Source organism: Pseudoalteromonas sp. P1-7a (genome assembly GCF_001401855.1).
Classification (GTDB): domain Bacteria; phylum Pseudomonadota; class Gammaproteobacteria; order Enterobacterales; family Alteromonadaceae; genus Pseudoalteromonas.
Genome location: NZ_LKDU01000006.1, coordinates 100,788 through 119,741, shown reverse-complemented (window position 1 = coordinate 119,741; position 18,954 = coordinate 100,788). Strand labels below are relative to the sequence as shown.

The 18,954-nt window shown below is 39.5% G+C and carries 17 protein-coding genes and 1 other RNA gene; 11 read left to right on the top strand and 7 right to left on the bottom strand.

The window, feature by feature from the left end; all coding sequences use genetic code 11:
- Positions 1 to 36: 36 nt before the first annotated feature.
- Positions 37 to 915: an OmpA family protein gene (locus tag AN389_RS06550; RefSeq protein WP_055015816.1), complete on the bottom strand. Its 879-nt coding sequence runs from the start codon at positions 913 to 915 to the stop codon at positions 37 to 39.
- Positions 916 to 1,116: 201 nt separating this feature from the next.
- Here AN389_RS06550 and rnt point away from each other — a divergent pair, with 201 nt between their 5' ends.
- The gene (gene rnt, locus AN389_RS06545) at positions 1,117 to 1,809 is read left to right on the top strand and encodes a ribonuclease T (protein ID WP_055015815.1); all 693 of its coding nucleotides are present in this window, start codon (positions 1,117 to 1,119) and stop codon (positions 1,807 to 1,809) included.
- Here rnt and AN389_RS06540 read toward each other — a convergent pair.
- Positions 1,793 to 3,418: a DUF342 domain-containing protein gene (locus AN389_RS06540; protein ID WP_055019476.1), complete on the bottom strand. Its 1,626-nt coding sequence runs from the start codon at positions 3,416 to 3,418 to the stop codon at positions 1,793 to 1,795. The genes rnt and AN389_RS06540 overlap by 17 nt on opposite strands.
- A 265-nt stretch (positions 3,419 to 3,683) precedes the next feature.
- On the opposite strand from AN389_RS06540, the gene ssrA reads away from it, so the two are divergent.
- The 7 genes from ssrA (at position 3,684) to AN389_RS06510 (ending at position 8,858) form a co-directional block, all read left to right on the top strand.
- Positions 3,684 to 4,040: a transfer-messenger RNA gene (gene ssrA / locus AN389_RS20145) on the top strand.
- Positions 4,041 to 4,225: 185 nt separating this feature from the next.
- Positions 4,226 to 5,458 carry an integrase domain-containing protein gene (locus AN389_RS06535; RefSeq protein WP_055019475.1) on the top strand — a complete coding sequence of 411 codons (1,233 nt, stop codon included), beginning with the start codon at positions 4,226 to 4,228 and terminating at the stop codon, positions 5,456 to 5,458.
- Complete coding sequence (locus tag AN389_RS06530; protein ID WP_055019474.1) at positions 5,459 to 6,187, top strand: hypothetical protein; 729 nt, start codon at positions 5,459 to 5,461, stop codon at positions 6,185 to 6,187. It begins immediately after the preceding gene.
- 81 nt (positions 6,188 to 6,268) lie between these two features.
- A complete protein-coding gene (locus AN389_RS06525) occupies positions 6,269 to 6,547 on the top strand; it encodes an AlpA family transcriptional regulator (protein WP_055019473.1) in 279 nt (92 codons plus the stop codon).
- Positions 6,540 to 7,007 carry a hypothetical protein gene (locus tag AN389_RS06520; RefSeq protein ID WP_055019472.1) on the top strand — a complete coding sequence of 156 codons (468 nt, stop codon included), beginning with the start codon at positions 6,540 to 6,542 and terminating at the stop codon, positions 7,005 to 7,007. The genes AN389_RS06525 and AN389_RS06520 overlap by 8 nt, the downstream gene beginning before the upstream one ends.
- Positions 7,008 to 7,484: 477 nt before the next feature.
- Entirely contained in the window at positions 7,485 to 7,958 is a 474-nt protein-coding gene (locus AN389_RS06515; protein ID WP_235575956.1) for an inovirus-type Gp2 protein, read from the top strand.
- Between the two features lie 396 nt (positions 7,959 to 8,354).
- Complete coding sequence (locus AN389_RS06510) at positions 8,355 to 8,858, top strand: hypothetical protein (RefSeq protein WP_055019471.1); 504 nt, start codon at positions 8,355 to 8,357, stop codon at positions 8,856 to 8,858.
- Between the two features lie 108 nt (positions 8,859 to 8,966).
- Here AN389_RS06510 and AN389_RS20650 read toward each other — a convergent pair whose 3' ends face one another.
- The 5 genes from AN389_RS20650 to mnmC all read right to left on the bottom strand — a co-directional run bounded on the left by AN389_RS20650 (position 8,967) and on the right by mnmC (position 14,922).
- Positions 8,967 to 9,869 carry a YbjQ family protein gene (locus AN389_RS20650; RefSeq protein WP_235575955.1) on the bottom strand — a complete coding sequence of 301 codons (903 nt, stop codon included), beginning with the start codon at positions 9,867 to 9,869 and terminating at the stop codon, positions 8,967 to 8,969.
- A gap of 385 nt (positions 9,870 to 10,254) precedes the next feature.
- Entirely contained in the window at positions 10,255 to 11,322 is a 1,068-nt protein-coding gene (locus tag AN389_RS06500) for a hypothetical protein (RefSeq protein WP_055019470.1), read from the bottom strand.
- 355 nt (positions 11,323 to 11,677) lie between these two features.
- Positions 11,678 to 12,313, bottom strand: a complete 636-nt coding sequence (locus AN389_RS06495) for an NAD(P)-binding oxidoreductase (RefSeq protein WP_055015812.1) — start codon at positions 12,311 to 12,313, stop codon at positions 11,678 to 11,680.
- Positions 12,314 to 12,482: 169 nt separating this feature from the next.
- A complete protein-coding gene (locus AN389_RS06490) occupies positions 12,483 to 12,806 on the bottom strand; it encodes a hypothetical protein (RefSeq protein ID WP_055019469.1) in 324 nt (107 codons plus the stop codon).
- 106 nt (positions 12,807 to 12,912) lie between these two features.
- Positions 12,913 to 14,922, bottom strand: a complete 2,010-nt coding sequence (mnmC, locus tag AN389_RS06485; protein WP_055019468.1) for a bifunctional tRNA (5-methylaminomethyl-2-thiouridine)(34)-methyltransferase MnmD/FAD-dependent 5-carboxymethylaminomethyl-2-thiouridine(34) oxidoreductase MnmC — start codon at positions 14,920 to 14,922, stop codon at positions 12,913 to 12,915.
- 182 nt (positions 14,923 to 15,104) lie between these two features.
- Between mnmC and fabB the strand changes: the two genes are divergently transcribed.
- The 3 genes from fabB to AN389_RS06470 all read left to right on the top strand — a co-directional run bounded on the left by fabB (position 15,105) and on the right by AN389_RS06470 (position 18,615).
- Entirely contained in the window at positions 15,105 to 16,319 is a 1,215-nt protein-coding gene (gene fabB / locus AN389_RS06480) for a beta-ketoacyl-ACP synthase I (RefSeq protein WP_055015809.1), read from the top strand.
- Between the two features lie 112 nt (positions 16,320 to 16,431).
- On the top strand, positions 16,432 to 17,553 hold the full coding sequence (locus tag AN389_RS06475) for a 4-phosphoerythronate dehydrogenase (protein WP_055015808.1): 1,122 nt from the start codon (positions 16,432 to 16,434) through the stop codon (positions 17,551 to 17,553).
- 45 nt (positions 17,554 to 17,598) lie between these two features.
- The gene (locus AN389_RS06470; protein WP_055019467.1) at positions 17,599 to 18,615 is read left to right on the top strand and encodes an aspartate-semialdehyde dehydrogenase; all 1,017 of its coding nucleotides are present in this window, start codon (positions 17,599 to 17,601) and stop codon (positions 18,613 to 18,615) included.
- The last annotated feature ends 339 nt before the right edge of the window (positions 18,616 to 18,954 follow it).

Genomic DNA, 18,954 nt, shown 5'->3' with positions numbered 1-18,954 from the left:
CATGAATTTACAGCTGTATTTACGCGCTTAAAGTAGTTACATTTTCGCTATTTGAATAATTAAGCGGCGGTTTTTATTTCGGCCTAAAATATTTTCATTGGTATCAACAAAGCGTTTTTCACCAAGGCCTGTGGTTTGTACTTTGTTTTCATCAACACCTAAGCTGACCATATAGTCTTTTATCGCATTGGCACGCTTACGCGATAAGTCTAAGTTATTCCAGCGGCCACCGTAACTATCGGTATACGAATCAATACTGATAGATTCAATACTCGTGTCATTTTTTAAATACTCAGCAATTTTATCTAAGCGCTTTTGTGACTCTTTAGTGAGCTTGCTGCTATTTGATTGGTAGTTCATTACGGTAAATGAAATATCCTCAAAACTGTACGGTAAAAGCTCATCTCGGCACTGCAAAAATGCCCAATAGGCTTGTTTAAAATTAACGCTTGAAATACCAACGGCAATTTTGTCGGCACTATTTTGCCAGTCTTGGTAGTAAAAGGTAGGATGAAACCCTTTTTCAAGTTCGCTCAGCATTTCCCATGCGGTTTTATTACCAAGCTCACCATCAAACTTTTTAAGTAACTTCATAGAAGTTATATCACGCGTGGGCAAGCCTGCTCGCCATGCTGGTGGCACCGCCTTTAAACCTGCTATATCATAATTTTCCGGACGCACAACCATATCTAAATTAAAAGTTAAATTTTTATTTTTACTTGCCGATGCCTTAAAAATAGCCTCGCCATAGTAGGGCACTTCGTGGTTTAGCTGGCACTGTAAGCGTGTTGTTTTTATAACTTCCCAGTTAGAGTTATCTTGATTTGCGCTGTATTGACGCATAGCCGCTTGCGATGAATAGCTCATCAGGACGGTGCCAAGGCTTACGCTAATAAAAAACAACTTACACTTCATAAAACGCTCCAGTTAATCTACTAAGCCAATATTTTGGCGTGCTACAAAAGCTAGGCTCAATTAATAGCCAATACGGGTAGCAGTTATTAGAAAGCAAATAGCATGCCTACAATATATTCATTAAAAAAATTATAAAGCCCTAGCCGAGTCGCCCTCAATTTTGACATAATAGTGAGCTTATCCTCACAAACCAAGAAGACTATGGCAAATACTGAGCAAACACTTTTCGCACAACGCTTTCGCGGCTTTTTTCCTGTTGTAATCGACGTTGAAACCGCCGGCTTTAATAAAGAAACCGACGCCTTACTTGAAATTGCCGTATCCATTTTAAAAATGGATGACCAAGGGTTACTCAGCATAGATCATACCGTTCATTTTCATGTAGAGCCTTTTGAAGGTGCTAATATAGAACAAGCTGCCATTGAATTTAACGGCATAGACCCGTTTAGTCCACTGCGTGGCGCTGTACCTGAAGAAGAAGCAATAAAAGAAATTTGTAAAGCAGTACGTAAAGCGCAAAAAGCCGCCGGGTGTCAACGCTCAGTTGTAGTGGCACATAATGCTGCCTTTGATCATGGTTTTTTAAATGCAGCCATTGAGCGTAACAATATTAAGCGTACGCCATTTCATCCATTTGTAAGCTTTGACACAACCTCGCTTGCAGGATTAGCGTTAGGCCAAACGGTACTGGCTAAAGCATGTAGAGCCGCGGGCATTGAGTTTGATAACAGCCAAGCACACTCTGCACTTTACGATACAGAGCGCACAGCAGAGCTGTATTGTTTAATAGTAAATCGTTGGCAAGAATTAGGGGGCTGGCCGTTAGCGCCACTACCTGAAAGTGACGCTCAAGAAACTGAAAACACTCAAGAGGATACTAAAACGACTGAGTGATTTTCCCCTCAGACAGTTTTACCAAGTGGGGTGGGTAAATACGCGAAAACTGTTTTGTGTCTTTTGCTATTTTAAGCTCCACACCTGGGTGCATTATTTCATTAATTTTTAAGCGGCTAGTGGCTAATAGCTGAGAAATTTTTTGCTTCACCAATCTTTTTTGACGTTGTACGTGCATAGCACGCGTTTTTATATGCTGCTCATTAGCGGCAATTTTATCTAACAGCTGTTGTCGTTGAGCTGCAACAGGAATTTTTATCGCTTTTTCTTTAGCTTGATTAAGCGCCGATGTTTTACTTGCTAACACCTTTTCAAAATCAATTATCTGAGACTGCTTTGAGCGCAGTTCATGCCAGTTTTGAGCTAAAAACACGCGTGTTTTAGTGCCTGCAGGTGCACCTAGTTCCCCTGTTTCAATACGCATAGCATCAAGAATATTACCCCCAATTATTTTTCCGCGCGGGTTACCTGCTTTACCTACCCGTATTAAGCGCCTTGCACTTAAATTACAATGCAAGGCCTGGCGCTCTATAAACAAATCCTGTGCACTTTTAATATTACAGTACTGGGCATAGCCAATAGAAATGGTACGCTTAGCTGAAATTTCACAAGTAAATGCTTCTTCATTTTCACGCTTGCGCCCAATAGCGCCGAGCATAATAGTGACCGCGCTTTGACTTTCAATCGTGCCTGATTCAACAAACCCTAATACAGTAATATCGCCATTGGCTTTAACCCGCATACCATCTTTAACATCACCAGAGATAATTACGCTGCCATCAAAATCAACATGGCCCGTGCTTACATCTACATTATGAAAGCATAAAACGTCGTCCACCCGCATGCCTCTGGGTAGTGCAACAGGCACGCCCTTACAATCGGCAATGAGCATGTTTGGGTTGTTAGGGTCTATTTTTGTGCCTTCAAAGGGCTGTAATTCATGCTCTTTACCTGGCGTGGCCTTAATTAGGTCGCCAAAAACCGTATAGCCATCCTCCCCGGGTGTAGCAGCTACACGCTGCATTAAAGGAGTGCCGGGTTTTACGGTAATAATGGCGCCAAGGTCTTTCATATCCACCTTGCCACCTTCTTTTGCTTGAGGGCTAAGTACGCGGTCTTGCGCAGTAGAGCAAAGGCGAACAAACCTCGCATCACTGCCTTCTTTGGGGGTTCGGCCATGGGCCACAATAGCGCTATATGCTGTACCTGCAGGATGAGAAAATTGCTGTCCTAAAAACGTATCAAGTGCACGAGGGCTAATCCCTTTTTTCACACCAGCTTCAGCCAGCGCGGCTTGAGCGGCTTCCATAGAAAGTAAAGCACCGCCTCTGGCCGTGGTAAGTGTTGCCTCAGCAACCATGTTTTTTTCATCAACATTAATAACAAGGCTCGCGTCCGTTGCTTTGGCAATTACTAATGACTCTTGCTGATAATTTTTACTTGGTGAAAATAACTTACCAATATTGCCAGAGAGCACTTCAAACTCGCAATAATCCGACTGCTCAAGTAGCTCAATAAGCTGAGCGCTTGTTACCGGAAATCCATTATCAATAGGGTGCGCAGATAACGCCAGCTCACCCGTTTGTTCATTAAATAAAAAAACCGACATTTATAAATTCCCTACGATTATGCCTGTTATTATGATTATTACTTTCACTACAAAAACTTAAGCCTCTGCGTAAAAATTAACTCCTTATTTGAGCACAACTTGAACGGTATGTTAAGTAAATGTTCAGTATTTGTTTGCTTTTTTGCAAACTTGTGCTTATTAACTGTTCACTTGATTCTGTAGGCTAAAATAAAAGTGTCACACCCCTTGAGTATCAGACGTTTACTCAGTTATACTGCCCTCACTGAAAGAAATTCATATTTCAGGGGCTGATTAGGATTCGACGGAATTCAAGAAGCCTGAGGTGCATGTCGAGGTGCGGTTTGCCTCGTAAAAAAGCCGCAATTTAAAGTAATCGCAAACGACGATAACTACTCTCTAGCAGCTTAGGCTGGCTAGCGCTCCTTCCATGTATTCTTGTGGACTGGATTTTGGAGTGTCACCCTAACACCTGATCGCGACGGAAACCCTGGCCGGGGTTGAAGCGTTAAAACTAAGCGGCCTCGCCTTTATCTACCGTGTTTGTCCGGGATTTAAAGGTTAACTAAATGACAATACTAAACATGTAGTACCGACGGTCGAGGCTTTTCGGACGGGGGTTCAAATCCCCCCAGCTCCACCAATAAAGGTTTTTAGATACGTTGCTAAGAACCGTGAAAGACCCGCAACGCTAGTTAATTCGAGCCTTGCGGGTTTTTTTATGCCTGTAGCTTAACCATTAGTGACCGTTTAAAACTCGTAACAACCGCGATTTGTTGTAACACTAAACGTAACAACTGGAATATTACATAGGGGTCGTTGTTACAAATGGCTATTCACAAACTCAATGCAAAGCAGGTCGAAGCAGCTAAACCAGAGACTAAGGAATATAATCTCACTGATGGTGGCGGCTTAACATTACGGATAAAACCCAGTGGTGGTAAGTTTTGGCTTTATAACTACACAGCACCTATTACTAAAAAACGTAAAAATATGAGGCTTGGTTCATACCCAGACATAAGCCTTGCAAAAGCCCGTGAGCGCCATAGAAAATATAAAGCCTTAGTGCTTGAAAATATCGACCCTATCCACCAGCGCCAGCTAGATGAAAAACAAGCACAAGAAACACACCTACAAACATTTAAAGCCGTTGCTTTAATGTGGTTTGAGAAAAAGAAAACAGAAATTAAACCACAAACAGCCGAAGCAGCACTCAACCTTTTAAAAAATCATGCCTTTCCTGCGTTTGGTGATGAACCAATAAGTAAATTAAAAGCCTTTCAGGTAATAGAGCTAGTGCGCCCCGTAGAGGCAAAGGGGAGCTTAGAGACTGTTAAAAGGCTATGCCAGCGTATTAACGAAGTAATGGTTCATGCGGTTAACTGTGGGCTTATAGAAGCCAATCCACTAGCGAATATAAGACAAGCATTCCAAGCGCCTAAAAAAAGCGCTATGCCGTCTATTGAAGCGGATAGGCTACCAGAGTTAATGAGTGCTTTAAATCGTGCCAGTATTAAGCTTACAACACGTTGTTTAATTGAATGGCAGTTACACACCATGACGCGCCCTAATGAGGCTGCAACGGCTAAATGGCAAGATATAGACTTAAATGCTGGTGTGTGGGTTATACCTGCCGAGCAAATGAAAAAAGGCAAAGAGCAACGCATACCCCTTACACCGCAAACACTTGCTTTACTTGAGCTAATGAAACCAATAAGCGCACACCCCGAATATGTATTTCCCGCAGATAGAGACCCACGCAGCCACACAAACGTGCAAACAGCTAACGCAGCAATGAAGCGTATGGGATTTAAGGGCGAGCTGGTAGCGCATGGTTTACGCTCGCTTGCTAGTACAACGCTCAATGCACAAGGATTTGACCCTGATGTAATAGAGGCAGCTTTAGCACATATAGATACAAATGAGGTAAGGAGAGCATATAACCGCACTGATTATTTTGAGCGCAGAAAAACCATGATGTGCTGGTGGTCTGAACATATCGAAAGTGCGGCAAGTGGCAGCAGTTCGTTAGCTGGTATTAAAGGTTTGAAGGTGGTTTAAATGGATAAGGATGAAAGAAAAAAAGGCTTAAAAGAGCATCGTGATTTTTTAAAAGAATTACTAGTTAAACCACGAGAACAGTACCCAGATGCTGAATGCTTAATAAGAGATGAGATAATCGATAATATTGTTTTTGGTGAGATTCAAGATACTAATCCAGATGAAGAAATAAAATTAGGCGAGAGTATCGGAGATAGTTTTAAAAAAAATAGTGATAAATTTTTAACTGATTTAGAAAGATTATCTGATTCAGATAAAGAAATAGCTATTTTAAAATACCAGCTTTGCAATGCAGAAAATAACATGATCCCCTATGAGGTACTACTAGCTAAGCAGGCAAGATTCAGAAATATGAACTCTGAAAAAGAGGAGCTAGATCTAATTGATATTTTAAATGAAGTTAAAAGTTCGTTATTAGGTGCTTCACTTGATTATTACGCAGATAGCTTAGATTTGGTAATCACTCAACTAAAAATTGATGGTATTAAAAATCAAGTTTTGAAGTGTAACCCAGGTGGCTCAAAGCCAGGTTCGCATAAACAAGAAATTATTGAGATAGCCAAAAAACTTTTAAATGAAAATAATTATTCAGTTAAGCGCGCTGCAGAGTTGGCAATTACCCGCTTCAGCAGTAAATTTTCTCAAGCTGAGGCTGATGAAATCATTAACACGTATAAAGTTGATACTGTAAGACGGTGGTTTAAAAAAGATAAAATAGTTGGCAAATGAATATATTCATATGCCAACGCCCAAAGTACAAATAACTTATTGTTCGTTACGACGTTTAAACAACTCTTAAGGAACAATAAAATGTCTAATTTAAAACTCGTTAGAAAGTCCGAATTACTAAACACCTTTGCTTGTGGAAAGACACTTCTGCAGCACAAGATTAATTCAGGTCTAATACCACCCCCAATAAAATTAGGTTTAAGAGCCGTAGCATTCTATGAGCATGAGGTTAATGCAACTTTAGCAGTAACTATTGCTGGCTACAGTAACCAGCAAATAAAAGATTTTGTACGTGAACTGGTGACTAAACGCAAAAACTTACTTGCGCAATACACTCATTTGGAGGCAGCTAATGATTAATTTTAACGATATACACTCGCTTATCACACTAGAGTCATTAGAGATAAAAGCCCCTGATGCGTTTAAAGAGCTTTTAAGCATGGAGGTAGAGCATAGGAAGCTTTTACTTGCTTGGCTTAATGGTATGAGTTCTAGCCCTATTGGTAGAGGTTATGCAGATATAGAGATAGATAAAGAAGATGCAGTATCCAGCGCACTCAAAACAAGTTATTTCATAGAGTTTACAAGTGAAAGAGTACGAGGAAATCATGTGCGGCATTTTATGACATATCAGCAAATTTTCGACTTTTTTAATGACCGAGAGAACCAAAGAAAAAAGGTTCAAAGTAATGTGTATGCGTTAAGGCGAATTAGCAAAGATAAAGCCTACATAAAAGACATTAAAGAACGGGGCGAGGGTTGGGCTATTAGTCGGGTTAAGTTTTTATCTGAAAAGCTCAAAGCCAGTAATGACGATTAGAAAAAAAGCTGATTAAGATGGCAGTCAAAATCAGCGAAAGGTATGTAAAGCTGGTGGTGCTTTTGCCCCACCAGCAACCGATATCTTACATAAGATTTGTACTGTTTCCCACCATGAAATTACTTAGAAATGTTAGTTGTTACTATCTCGAAACACCTTTATCCATAAGTCAATTTGCATAGTTTGTAAAAAATGCGGTTATAAGCGGTGTTGATTAATAGGTTTACGACACTCAAATTTTAATTAATTGTGAGTGCCTCTTAACTTTATAGGCTTTTTGTTTAAGTGTAACGCGAGTTTTCTCATTCTAATTATTGCTTTGTAATTTATCGGATATTTATATTATCTATTAGTTTGCTTAGGAGTTGGTGTGGCAAATTATCAGTATGTGAGTCATTCACCAGTGATACAACACGGTCAAAATTTGTGGCAGGTTCATGTAAAAAAAGTGGTATATACACCATGCAAATGAAAAGCATGTTAGATCAACTCGAGTCAGTTTTAACGCACTATAGCCAAGTTTTAGTTTTAAGATTTGATATTGGTATTCCATATCAAACAAATGCTAACCGTTTTATTATTGCTGTTATGGAAAGCTTGAGCGGCTTTATAGAGCAAAGGTATAAAATGCCTATTTTTGGTTACCATTGGACGCGGGAGCAAGAAAGAGCGAAAAAGCAGCATTATCATGTGGTCGTTATTCTTGATGCCAACAAAGTAAGCTATCCAAGCAAGATAAATGAATTTATTTTAGAAATCGGAAATACACTGGCTGTGCGTCCATGGTTACCAGAAAATTGTTTTTATAGATTTAAACGAAATGAGTATGATAAAAAGCAAGGCGCTATATGGCGTATATCTTACCTTGCTAAAGCCAGAGGGAAGGGCTACAAACCACCACAAACCAAAAACCATGGTTCTAGTAGGGTTAAGCCTAAGCAAATTAAATAGGTGTTTTCGTAAGTCACGAGCAGCCTAATAGCTTATTTTTATATGACCTACCTCATAAAACCTCATTAAAACTTAACATAACTTAACTATTTTAATGAACGGGCGTACTAAATACTCCCCACAAAACCTGATAAAACTTGACATTTATTTACGAAAATACACCCGTTCAAGCTTTTACGGAGAGATATGCGCAAGGGGTTATTGAGTCCTAAAAAAGAGAGCTATTATTACGATTCAAGTAATGTAAGCTTTTTACCTCTAGTCAAGAAGCCGATCTCTTACATTAGTCTACCTGTTTACTGGCAAGCAGTTCATATATAAGTGTTACAATAACTTATTGGCTTGGTAAGTTTATTCAAGTCCAAACTTACCCTACGATTCAAATTAAGGAAAGTCATGAGAGTCTTATTAGGTGTTATATTTTTACTCTTTCTATCCCCTTCAAAAGCGACAACTATTACAGAGTTGTTTGGCGATGGTGTTTTTGGTACACAATGGGGTGATTCGTTGGAAGCTGTCGCAAACAAATTACCCAATACGAACAAAGAAAGTATTGGTGATATTGTTTGGCTTGAATTAAAAGATTCAAAAGAAGTTTTAGGTGTGCCTAGAGAGGATCAAAAATTATATTTTTCTTTTGATGCTGAAAATCGTTTGAACGGTGTAGCGGTATATTATAATAGCGACGACTATGGTGCTTTGCTTAATAAATTAAATACTCTATTTGGTGAATACACACAGGTTGAGGGAAATAAAACATCACTTCAATGGAAAAGCTCTGATTTTGTATTGACGCTATCTTTTGTAACAATTGGCATTAATACAAATTCTGTGTTTTCAATCGGGTATCATGGCTTAACAAAACCAAATGCTAAAAAAGAGGATTTAGGTTTTAATTAAAATTTAGTTATTCAAAGTGTGTGAACTTGAACACATGAAAATTTAATGTGTTCAAGAAAACAGTAAGTCAGAAATTAGCTGAGTTTAATTCTTTCAATAATCAAAGAACTACTCGATAACCACAGCTGTTCCAGAGGCAACAATAAATAGCATACCAGATTTACCACCGCCAGAAATTTCACTGTAGTCTAAATCAACGGCTATTACTGCATTAGCCCCAACTAAAGCTGCTTCCTTTCTCAGTTCTGTTAAGGCTGTTTTCCTTGCATCTCTTAGCGTGTTTTGAATACTGTTACTGCGCCCACCAAAAACATCAGTAAAGCTGGCAAAAATATCTTTGAAAATATTCATTCCATAAACACATTCAGCTGTAATTACGTCAATACGCTTTATAATATTTAAGTTTGGTGCTGTTTCAGTTGTTACTAAGATTTGGTCTGGATTTATAATGGGTCGTTTATTTAGTTCTGCTTTATTCTTTTTTGCTTCATCTAGCTTTTTTTTAGTATTACTGCCAAAAACACCACACTTTCTTTTTAGGTGTATATCTTTAGCTTGCTCAATTAAATTTGCATAGCTTTCGTCAACAGTGGTTAAATATTTGCCATAGTGATGAATTTTATAACCCGAGTTAGTGTTTAAAGTTCTTATACCACTTAATACATAGCTTTCTGATTTTATTTTTAGGTTTGGTATTGATAACTCTATTGCATTATCGAATAGATCAGTAAATTCAACGTCTGCAAAATCATCTATAAAGGCGTCACATTCACTTATGTAATTATTTCTAAATACGTTAGATTGATTAGCTCCAACAGTTAAGTTGCATAAGTATTTATGGTTGTACCAAATGGTGGCATGAACATTATCACCATCAGCTTTTGAGCAGTAAGAAAGGCCTCTGGTATCGTATAGTTGATTGGTTATTGTGTTTTTAAGTCCTTTTTCAGAAATGCTCCACATTGGAATTTTTTTATCTGATTCAGTTTTTGTTTTTTTAGAAAAAAACATATCTATCCTTAGTGTGATTTTATAAATTAATAAATACTTATGTAGAATGACAAATGTTTAATTTTTTAGCAATGTACTTAATTATTGTTTGTTTAGCCTAATGTATTAAATAACTACTGTAGTAAATGATAGCCACAATAATAATTAGCTTCGTTGTATTGGTTCAGCTGCAAAACACGAATTTGAACCCACACAAAAACAAATAGTCACAACAATCGTAACAACAAGTGGTTTTGTGAAGGTGAGATTAGTTTATTTTCAGTTTGTTATGTATCCGATTAAGACTCCCCCAGCCCACCAATACAGGTATTTAAGTTCGTTACTTAAAAACCATAAAAAACCGCCAATTTGAGTAATCAAATTGGCGGTTTTTTATGGGCTTAATCTAAGCGGCGCTTATCGTGGCTAGCTTCATTTTTAACGATCTTACTTTCATTTTAATACTAATAATAATAAGCGTTAAGAACGACATTAAGCTAATTAGCAGAGTTAAATCTAAAATTGGTGACTTGGCGAGTTGTGTGTTTGTAGGCGAGGCCGGTAAAGCGTCAGGCTTATTTTGTTGTTGCCTAATATAGCTTTGGCTTATCCAGTCAACGGCGTTGATCCACTGAATTTTATCTGGGTTATCATTAGCAAGCTTGCTCATTACATGGGCGTCGTTGTTGAGCGATTTAGCAAGGTTAATTAATTGCTCCCAAAATATATATTCCGTGCCTAGCGCGTCTATTTCTTGTAAGTGCTGCTTTAACTTTCCTGCGCCCATGCTGTTTATGTTTGGTTGCTTTAGAATCTTTGCGTAACTGTTTATGTGCGCTGAAAAGCGAGCAAAATAGCTATCAATTTTTTGCTGCGCCCTTTGGTTAAGCTCATCTGTGCTGTGGGTGCTAGGCAAGGTGACTTCTGGGTGCTTTTTTTGATTTGCTAAGTACTGCTTATAATTAACGTAATTTAATGTTGTAGAGGGTGAAGCTATTGAGCTGTCTATCATACTCATTTTAAGTGTGTTAAAGCTTATTACTGCTGAGCAAATAAGGCAGATGAATAATAAGCTATAGCAAAAAAATAACGCACTTTGCAGTGCAAGTTTAGGCAGGGTGGCAGGGCTATTTACGCCGGCCTTTTTAATGCTGGTTATTGTATTGGCTATGTTTTTTCCCGCTGGCTCGTTGTTAGTAACAATTAGTTTAGTACCCGCTGTACTTTGGGGCGCCCTTACACTTGCGTGCGGTTCAACCTTAGTTATTAAGCCAAAGCTTTTCAGCTGTGATTCGGTTTTAACTGCATCAATACTCGATAGGTCTTTAACGAGTGCATAGGCTCGGCCATCAAATAATTTTACAACGACATTATGGGGAATTTTTAAAAACTGACAAAGTTGCTCTTGTACGGTACTAATGTCAGCATTTTGATGTAACTGACCATTAAAAATAATTTTAAATGAGGCGCTCACGCTATGTCCTTATTCGTGCAACTTCCGTTGAGGAATTTTATTATTGTTTTAACACGCTGTTAATTTACCAGATAAAATAAGGGGTTTCTAGTATTTAACCTTATTAAACTAGTAAAAAAGCCTGAACAAAAATTAACCTTTCATAATCTCAACATGCTGTTTTATAGCCGTTTTAACGGAAATACTTGTTTTTTCTGTGCTTTTATTAGGGACGATGTTGATTTGTGTTATTAAAGCGATTTAAACGTGTTGTTTACATTTATAAATTTAAAGAGGAGGCGGTGCATAGAGGGTTCTGTTGCACCTAAGTAGAGTGCCCTTTGCATGGGAGTTGCAAAGGGCAACAAGGCCTAATTTATTTTACAGCTGTTTTAATCGGTGTTTCACCATCAAATAACTCAAAAACGCGGTTGCCATTAAATGTATTTTTAGCAATATGCAACAAGGCATTGGCTACGTTTTCGCGGCTAATTTTAGCTTTAGAACGATCGCTTGGGCGCTCTGTGGTTACTTTCATCGAGGCGCTTTCATTGGTTAAAGTACCAGGGCGCACTATGGTGTAGTTTAAACCACTGTTGATAAGGTGCTCATCGGCCATATGTTTGGCAACTAAGTAAGGTTTTAAGTCGCTTTCTATCGAGTCTGGATCGTCAGCGCCAATAGAGCTGATCATAATAAAATGCTTAACGCCATGCTCTTTAGCATACGTGGCTGCTTTGGTAGCCGCCCATAAATCAATTAGCACAGTTTTATCTGTGCCTGTACTTCCGCCAGAGCCTGCAGCAAATATTACTTGGTCGCAATCTTTTAACGCAGTAGAAAAATCGCCTTCGAGGTCTTGCTCTACAATAGTTAAAAACGGGCTATCTAAATCACTTAACTTGCTTTTATCGCGCACTAATGCAGATACATTTTGCTCATTGTTTAAAAGCAGCTCGGTTGCCATTTTACCTATTTGTCCGCTAGCGCCAATAATTAGGGTCTTACTCATAATTAATTCCTTCTCAATTTAGTGTAAAGGTGTTTAGTACAAATAGACCTTGGGGTAGGTATGCGTTTTTAAAGGGTAAAACATGATTATTCTTCACAAATAGTAAATTTGCTGGTGAATAAAGTAGGAGTCTGAACTGAGCGTGAAAATTAGCCGCTTTTTGCCGTGTTTATTCAATCATTATACTGACTTCGGTAACATAATTATGATGGTATAAGCTAATGCGTACGGCATGACTTTGATAGTTATAGTAAAGGGTGCGGTAGTTGTTATCGCCTTTAATGTTGAGAGGCTCACCAAGTGCGTGTTGATAAAATTTAGCAATATCATTGATAGAGGCGGCTAAATACCCAGTGCGTACCTTTGGGTATTCGTTAGTTACATCCATGGTAGTGACAAACTCTTCGGGTAAGGGGATCTCGCTTACGTTTTGGCTAAATGCGTTAAACGATATAGCAGCAAGTATTGCTACAGCATAAGTTAAAGCTTTCATTTTTTTCCTTTTATTTATACCCATTCGCATTCGTACATAGGCTGCGCATGGGTAATATAAATTCCTTTTATAGGTATTATTTTACGCAAAAAAAGAATGATGTCATTTAAATTTTATTTCGTATTAAATCACGCACTATAAAACGCGCTGGGTGAATAGCTTGGCTTACACGCTCGCTTAATGGACGTGGCTCGCTATTTAAGGTGCTAATAAAGTGCTCACTTAATAGCGGTGCACTGCATAATGCACGCGCTCCAAATCCGGTAAAAATATGTAAGCCTTGTTGTGGCTTTTGCAAAGGCAAGTATTGATAGCGTTTACCTAAGCGTAAATTAGCAAAGGCGTTGATGTAATCACTTTGCTCACACCATTGTCCCGCCATTGGCAAATGATCTATAAATGTGCAGCGCACAGCAGCTTTAGCAGACGTTATATCACCTAATGAGGTGGCAAAGTCGCTTTGGTGGTAAAAGCTAAGGAGTTGCTCGTGGTTTAATTGGTTATCTTTTTCTGTAACAGCGCGGCTTTTTGTGTTTTTTTCAAATGTAGCGCCCATACAGTGTTTACCTAAATAGGCGGGTGTAAAATAACCTTTATGACACAACACAGTTTTAAGCTTTTTAGAGTGTTCACTGGCTTGAATATGCGATACTTGGCCGCGTACTCCTACAATAGGTAGTGCGTTTGTTTGCTCAAACGCATCGCTATGCTCACCAGCACATATTATTACATCACTAAATGGGCCGTACTCAATGTTATTAGCGGCTAAATACCAGCCTTCGGGTGTTTTGTTAAGCTGCTTAACATGACAGTTAAAATGGCGGCTAAAAGGCTGTAAAGTGTGGGCAGCCTGAAGCATTGCTTCTACTAATTGTGGTGGGTTTACCCAACCGCCTTGCTCAAAATAAACGCCGGGGTAGCTGGTTGTTACGCCTGCAAGTGTGTCTCCTTGCTCGGCAGTTACATTGCGCATTAAGGATTGAGGCCATAGCTGTTTTTGTTCTAAGTTTTGGTGTTTATCGGCAAGTGGTTTTTTTACCGCATGTTGCAACACACCGCACCAACTATGATCAAAATTAAAGCCGTTTTTAAGTAGTTGCTGGTAGCTGCGTTTAGCGTATAAAAAACTATGCGAAAATAATTCGCTGTGCGGTGAATTTTTAGCTTGTAAGTGCGGGTAAACCGCACCTTGTACATTATGTGAAGCCCCCATAGCTGGTTTTTCATCTTGACAAAATAGGGTGCTTTTAATGCCACGCTTAGCCAAACTGTGTAAAATACAGCTACTTGCAATTCCGCCGCCTATTACAGCAACATGCTCTAGCTTGGCAGGGGGGTGTTCAAAGTACGGGGGTGATGACTGTGCACTATTAGCATCGGCTAATTGGCCTATTAGCATTTCCCGTTTGCGGCCAAAACCTTTTGCTTTTTGCATATTAAAGCCTGCGGCTATCAAGCCCCGGCGTACAAAGCCTGCCGCGGTAAAGGTGGCTAGTGTTGCTTGCTTGCGTGATATATCAACCATGGCATTAAACACACTTTGTTGCCACATGTCGGGGTTTTTACTCGGTGCAAAGCCGTCTAAAAACCATGCATCGACCACCCCCGATTGCGGGTAGCTCATCGCGTTTATGGAATCAAGCACGTCGCCAAAATACAAATCAAGAATAACTTGGCCGTTATTAAATTCAATACGGTGGCAGCCAGCTAAATTAATTGGGTAATGCGTTGTTAATTCATCACTTAGCTTGTGCAGTGTTGGCCACGCTTGTAATGCTTTTTTTAGATCATCAGCATTAAGCGGGTATTTTTCAAACGAAATAAAATGCAAACGCTTAACACGTTTGTCTACTTGATTTTGAACTTGTTGATTGGCAAGGTGGTCATTAAAGTGCTGCCATGCATTTAAAAAGTTTAAACCCGTGCCAAAACCGGTTTCGGCAATAACAAAATGCGCTTGGTCATGATTTTGTAACCGCGCCTGTATATTGTTTTGTTGATAAAACACGTAATGCGATTCAGCAAGGCCGTCGTCATTAGAAAAATAAACATCGTCAAAGTTATCGGCTACCGGTGTGCCTACTTCATTAAAGTGTATTTGGGCGTTTTTTATCATGACTTATTAAATTTTTTAGACAGTATTTTTTTATTATTTTACGGGTTTTCTTTGAAATAGTCTGGCGTTATTTATAAGCTATTAAATTCAGAGTACAGGTGTACGCTAGAAAGCTGACCACTTAACACCTAAAAACAGCGTAAAATACACAGTAATTTAGTTTCAAGCTAAGGGAATTACCCATGAGAAGAGCCGTAATTACGGGTATCGGTGTTGTATCAAGCATCGGTAATAACAAACAAGAAGTTTTAGAGTCATTAAAAGCGGGTAAAAGCGGTATTGCTTTTAACCAAGAATTTGCCGATTACAACTTACGCAGTAATGTATCGGGCAAAATTGATATTGATGTTAAAGAACACGTAGACCGTAAAGCAATGCGCTTTATGGGAGATGCTGCTGCTTACTCTTATATTTCTATGAAGCAAGCAATTGAAGATGCTGGCTTATCAGATGAGCAAGTATCTAATGAGCGCACGGGTTTATTAGTAGGCTCAGGTGGTGGCTCTTCAAAGTGGCAAGTAGAAGCAGCCGATATTTTGCGCGAAAAAGGTGTAAAACGTGTAGGCCCATATATGGTACCGCGTACAATGGCGAGCACCACATCGGCCTGTTTAGCAACGCCATTTAAAATTAAAGGTGTTAACTATTCTATAAGCTCTGCGTGTGCAACTTCTGCACATTGTATAGGTCACGCGGTTGAGCAAATTCAATTAGGCAAGCAAGATGTTATTTTTGCCGGTGGTGGTGAAGAGCTACACTGGACCCTTGCAATGGAATTTGACGCAATGGGCGCGTTGTCTACTAAATACAACGAAACACCAGAAAAAGCATCACGTACGTACGATGCAAACCGCGATGGTTTTGTTATTTCTGCTGGTGGCGGTATTGTTGTCGTAGAAGAGCTTGAGCATGCACTTGCTCGTGGCGCACATATTTACGCAGAAATTGTAGGCTATGGCGCCACATCTGATGGCTACGACATGGTAGCACCGTCAGGTGAAGGTGCTGTACGCTGTATGCGCCAAGCAATGCAAGGCGTTGATGCACCCATTGATTATTTAAACACGCACGGTACCTCTACGCCAGTAGGTGATGTTAAAGAGCTAGGCGCCATTCAAGAAGTGTTTGGTGGTAACTCGCCGCTTATTAGTGCGACTAAATCATTAACGGGTCACGCATTGGGTGCTGCGGGTGTTCACGAAGCTATTTTCTCAATTTTAATGATGGAAAACGACTTTGTAGCGCCATCTATTAACGTAGAAGAGCTAGATGAGCAAGCACAAGGCCTTAACATTGTAACAGAGCGCCGCGATACACAGCTTAATACGGTAATGTCTAATAGCTTTGGCTTTGGTGGTACAAATGCCACATTAGTTATGAGTAAATATAAAGGTTAATTCGTTTTCTCTTTATAGTGATTAAAAGCCGAGCATTGCTCGGCTTTTTAGTTTGTGTAATTGCTTGGTTGTTCGTTACAATAGCGCCTCATTTTGCCATACGGACTCCCCAATGAAGATTCTTGCCGATCAAAACATGCCTTTAGTTGAGCAGTATTTTGCAGACTTTGGTGAGGTAACGCGCTTTGATGGACGAAATTTAACACCTGATGCGTTAATTGATGTTGATGTACTCCTTACGCGCTCGGTTACTAAAGTAAACAGTGATCTGCTTGCAAAGGCTAATAAATTAAGCTTTGTAGGTACCGCCACCATTGGTGTTGATCATATAGATACACCTTTACTTAACGAGAAAGGCATTGCTTTTAGCAGTGCCCCTGGCTGTAATGCAATCGCGGTGGCTGAATATGTAATAAGTAGCTTATTTGCTTTAAGCCAAGAAAACGCAACCTCACTGAGTGGGCAAACAATAGGTATTGTTGGGGTGGGTAATATTGGCAGCTGTTTAGCTCAAAAACTAAAAGCACTTGATGTTGATGTTTTATTATGTGACCCAATTAAACATGAGCAGGGCTTATTAACCGAGCATGTAGAACTTGATGACCTACTTGAGCGTGTAGATGCGGTTACTTTTCATGTGCCGCTGATTAAAACTGGTGAGCATAAAACACATCATTTAATAGATGAAAAACGCCTAAACGCGTTAAAGCCTGGGTTGGCTGTTATAAATGCTAGCCGTGGAGAAGTGATTGATAACCAGGCTTTGTTATCGGTTATGGAGCAAGGGGCAGACTTAGATTTGGTTCTTGATGTGTGGGAAAACGAGCCTAACATTTTAATTCCATTGCTTGATCATGTGCGCTATGCCAGCGTGCACATTGCCGGGCATACCCTTGAAGGAAAAGCCCGCGGCACACAAATGCTGTATCAGGCTCTATGTAAATTAAAAGATGTAACCGCAGAAAAATCGCTTTCTGATTTTTTACCACAACCTGCTGTTACAAACTTAAATTTAGAAAGTACCTTTACTGAGGCTGATATTGCGCGCTTAGTGCATTTAATCTACGACGTACGCCGCGATGATGGCATTTTGCTACGTCACTTAGCAAAAGATGGGTTTGATAGTTTACGTAAAAACTACCCAGTAAGGCGTGAGTTTAGCACTTTAACAGTGCAAGGGAATGGGCAGTATACAAATACACTCGCTCAGCTTGGTTTTAACACCGCAAACTAATTTAACTAGCATTGTTGTTATAACAGTGCTTAAAGAGGATAAAATATGTCGCAAAAATATAATGTTGCTGTGCTTGGCGCTACAGGCTTAGTAGGTCGTCAAATTATTGAAACCCTGGAAGATCGTAAGTTTCCGGTAGACCAACTCTTTTTACTAGCCAGTAGCCGCAGCGCAGGTGAAGACATAAAGTTTCGTGGCGAAACCATTGAAGTACAAGACGTAGAAGGCTTTGACTTTAGCCAAGCACACATTGGTTTGTTTTCAGCCGGTGGCAGTGTGTCAGAAAAATACGCGCCAATTGCGGCCGACGCTGGCTGTGTTGTAATTGATAACACTTCACATTTTAGAAATGATTTTGAAGTGCCGCTAGTGGTACCAGAAGTGAATGCAGCAAGCCTTGAAGACTTTAGAAACCGCAATATTATTGCAAACCCTAATTGCTCTACTATTCAAATGATGCTTGCCCTTAAACCCATTTACGATGCTTATGGTATTGACCGCATTAATGTATCTACCTACCAAGCTGTATCTGGTGCAGGCAAAGAAGCAGTCGATGAACTGGCAAAACAAACCGCCAATTTGATGAATGCGCGTCCAATGGAAAACGAAATTTTTCCTAAGCAAATTGCATTTAACGTTATCCCTCAAATCGATACCTTTGAAGATAACGGCTACACACGCGAAGAAATGAAAATAATAAACGAAACACATAAAATTTTGGGCGATACTACCATTGCGGTTAACCCAACCTGTGTACGTGTACCTGTATTTTTTGGCCATTCAGAGTCAATCAATATTGAAACACGCATGCCGTATGACTTTGAGCACGTTAAGCAGCTTTTAAATGATGCGCCAGGAGTCGAACTTATTGAAGACGAAGGAGATTACCCAACAGCGGTGTCAGATGCCAGTGGTAATGATACGGTTTACATTGGCCGCTTGCGCGCCGATATTTCGCACCCGCATGGTTTAAATATGTGGGTTGTGAGTGACAACACCCGCAAAGGGGCTGCAACAAATAGCGTACAAATAGCTGAAGAGTTAATCGCTAACTACTTATAAATAGCAGCTAATATTGTGTGTAAATTAAGCGGCAAACTTTAAGAGTTTGCCGCTTTTGTTTTTGGAGAAGCCAAATTATTGCCGCTTAGCGTTGCTACTAAGCTAAACGCCTTGATCTATCACGATAAAATAGTATTAAGAATAAAGTTTTAAGGTATTTATTTTCAAAGCGTTGCAATGGATATTAGACCGTAACTGGTTTATAGTTTGTAACTGGAATAGAGCTTGCAATAAAAATAGATTGTAATAACAAATGTAGATCAGCTGTTTGGCTGGTTACGGCAAGAATAATTAATGTTGAGCAGCTTAATAAATAGCAAAGCATTTAACATTTACACA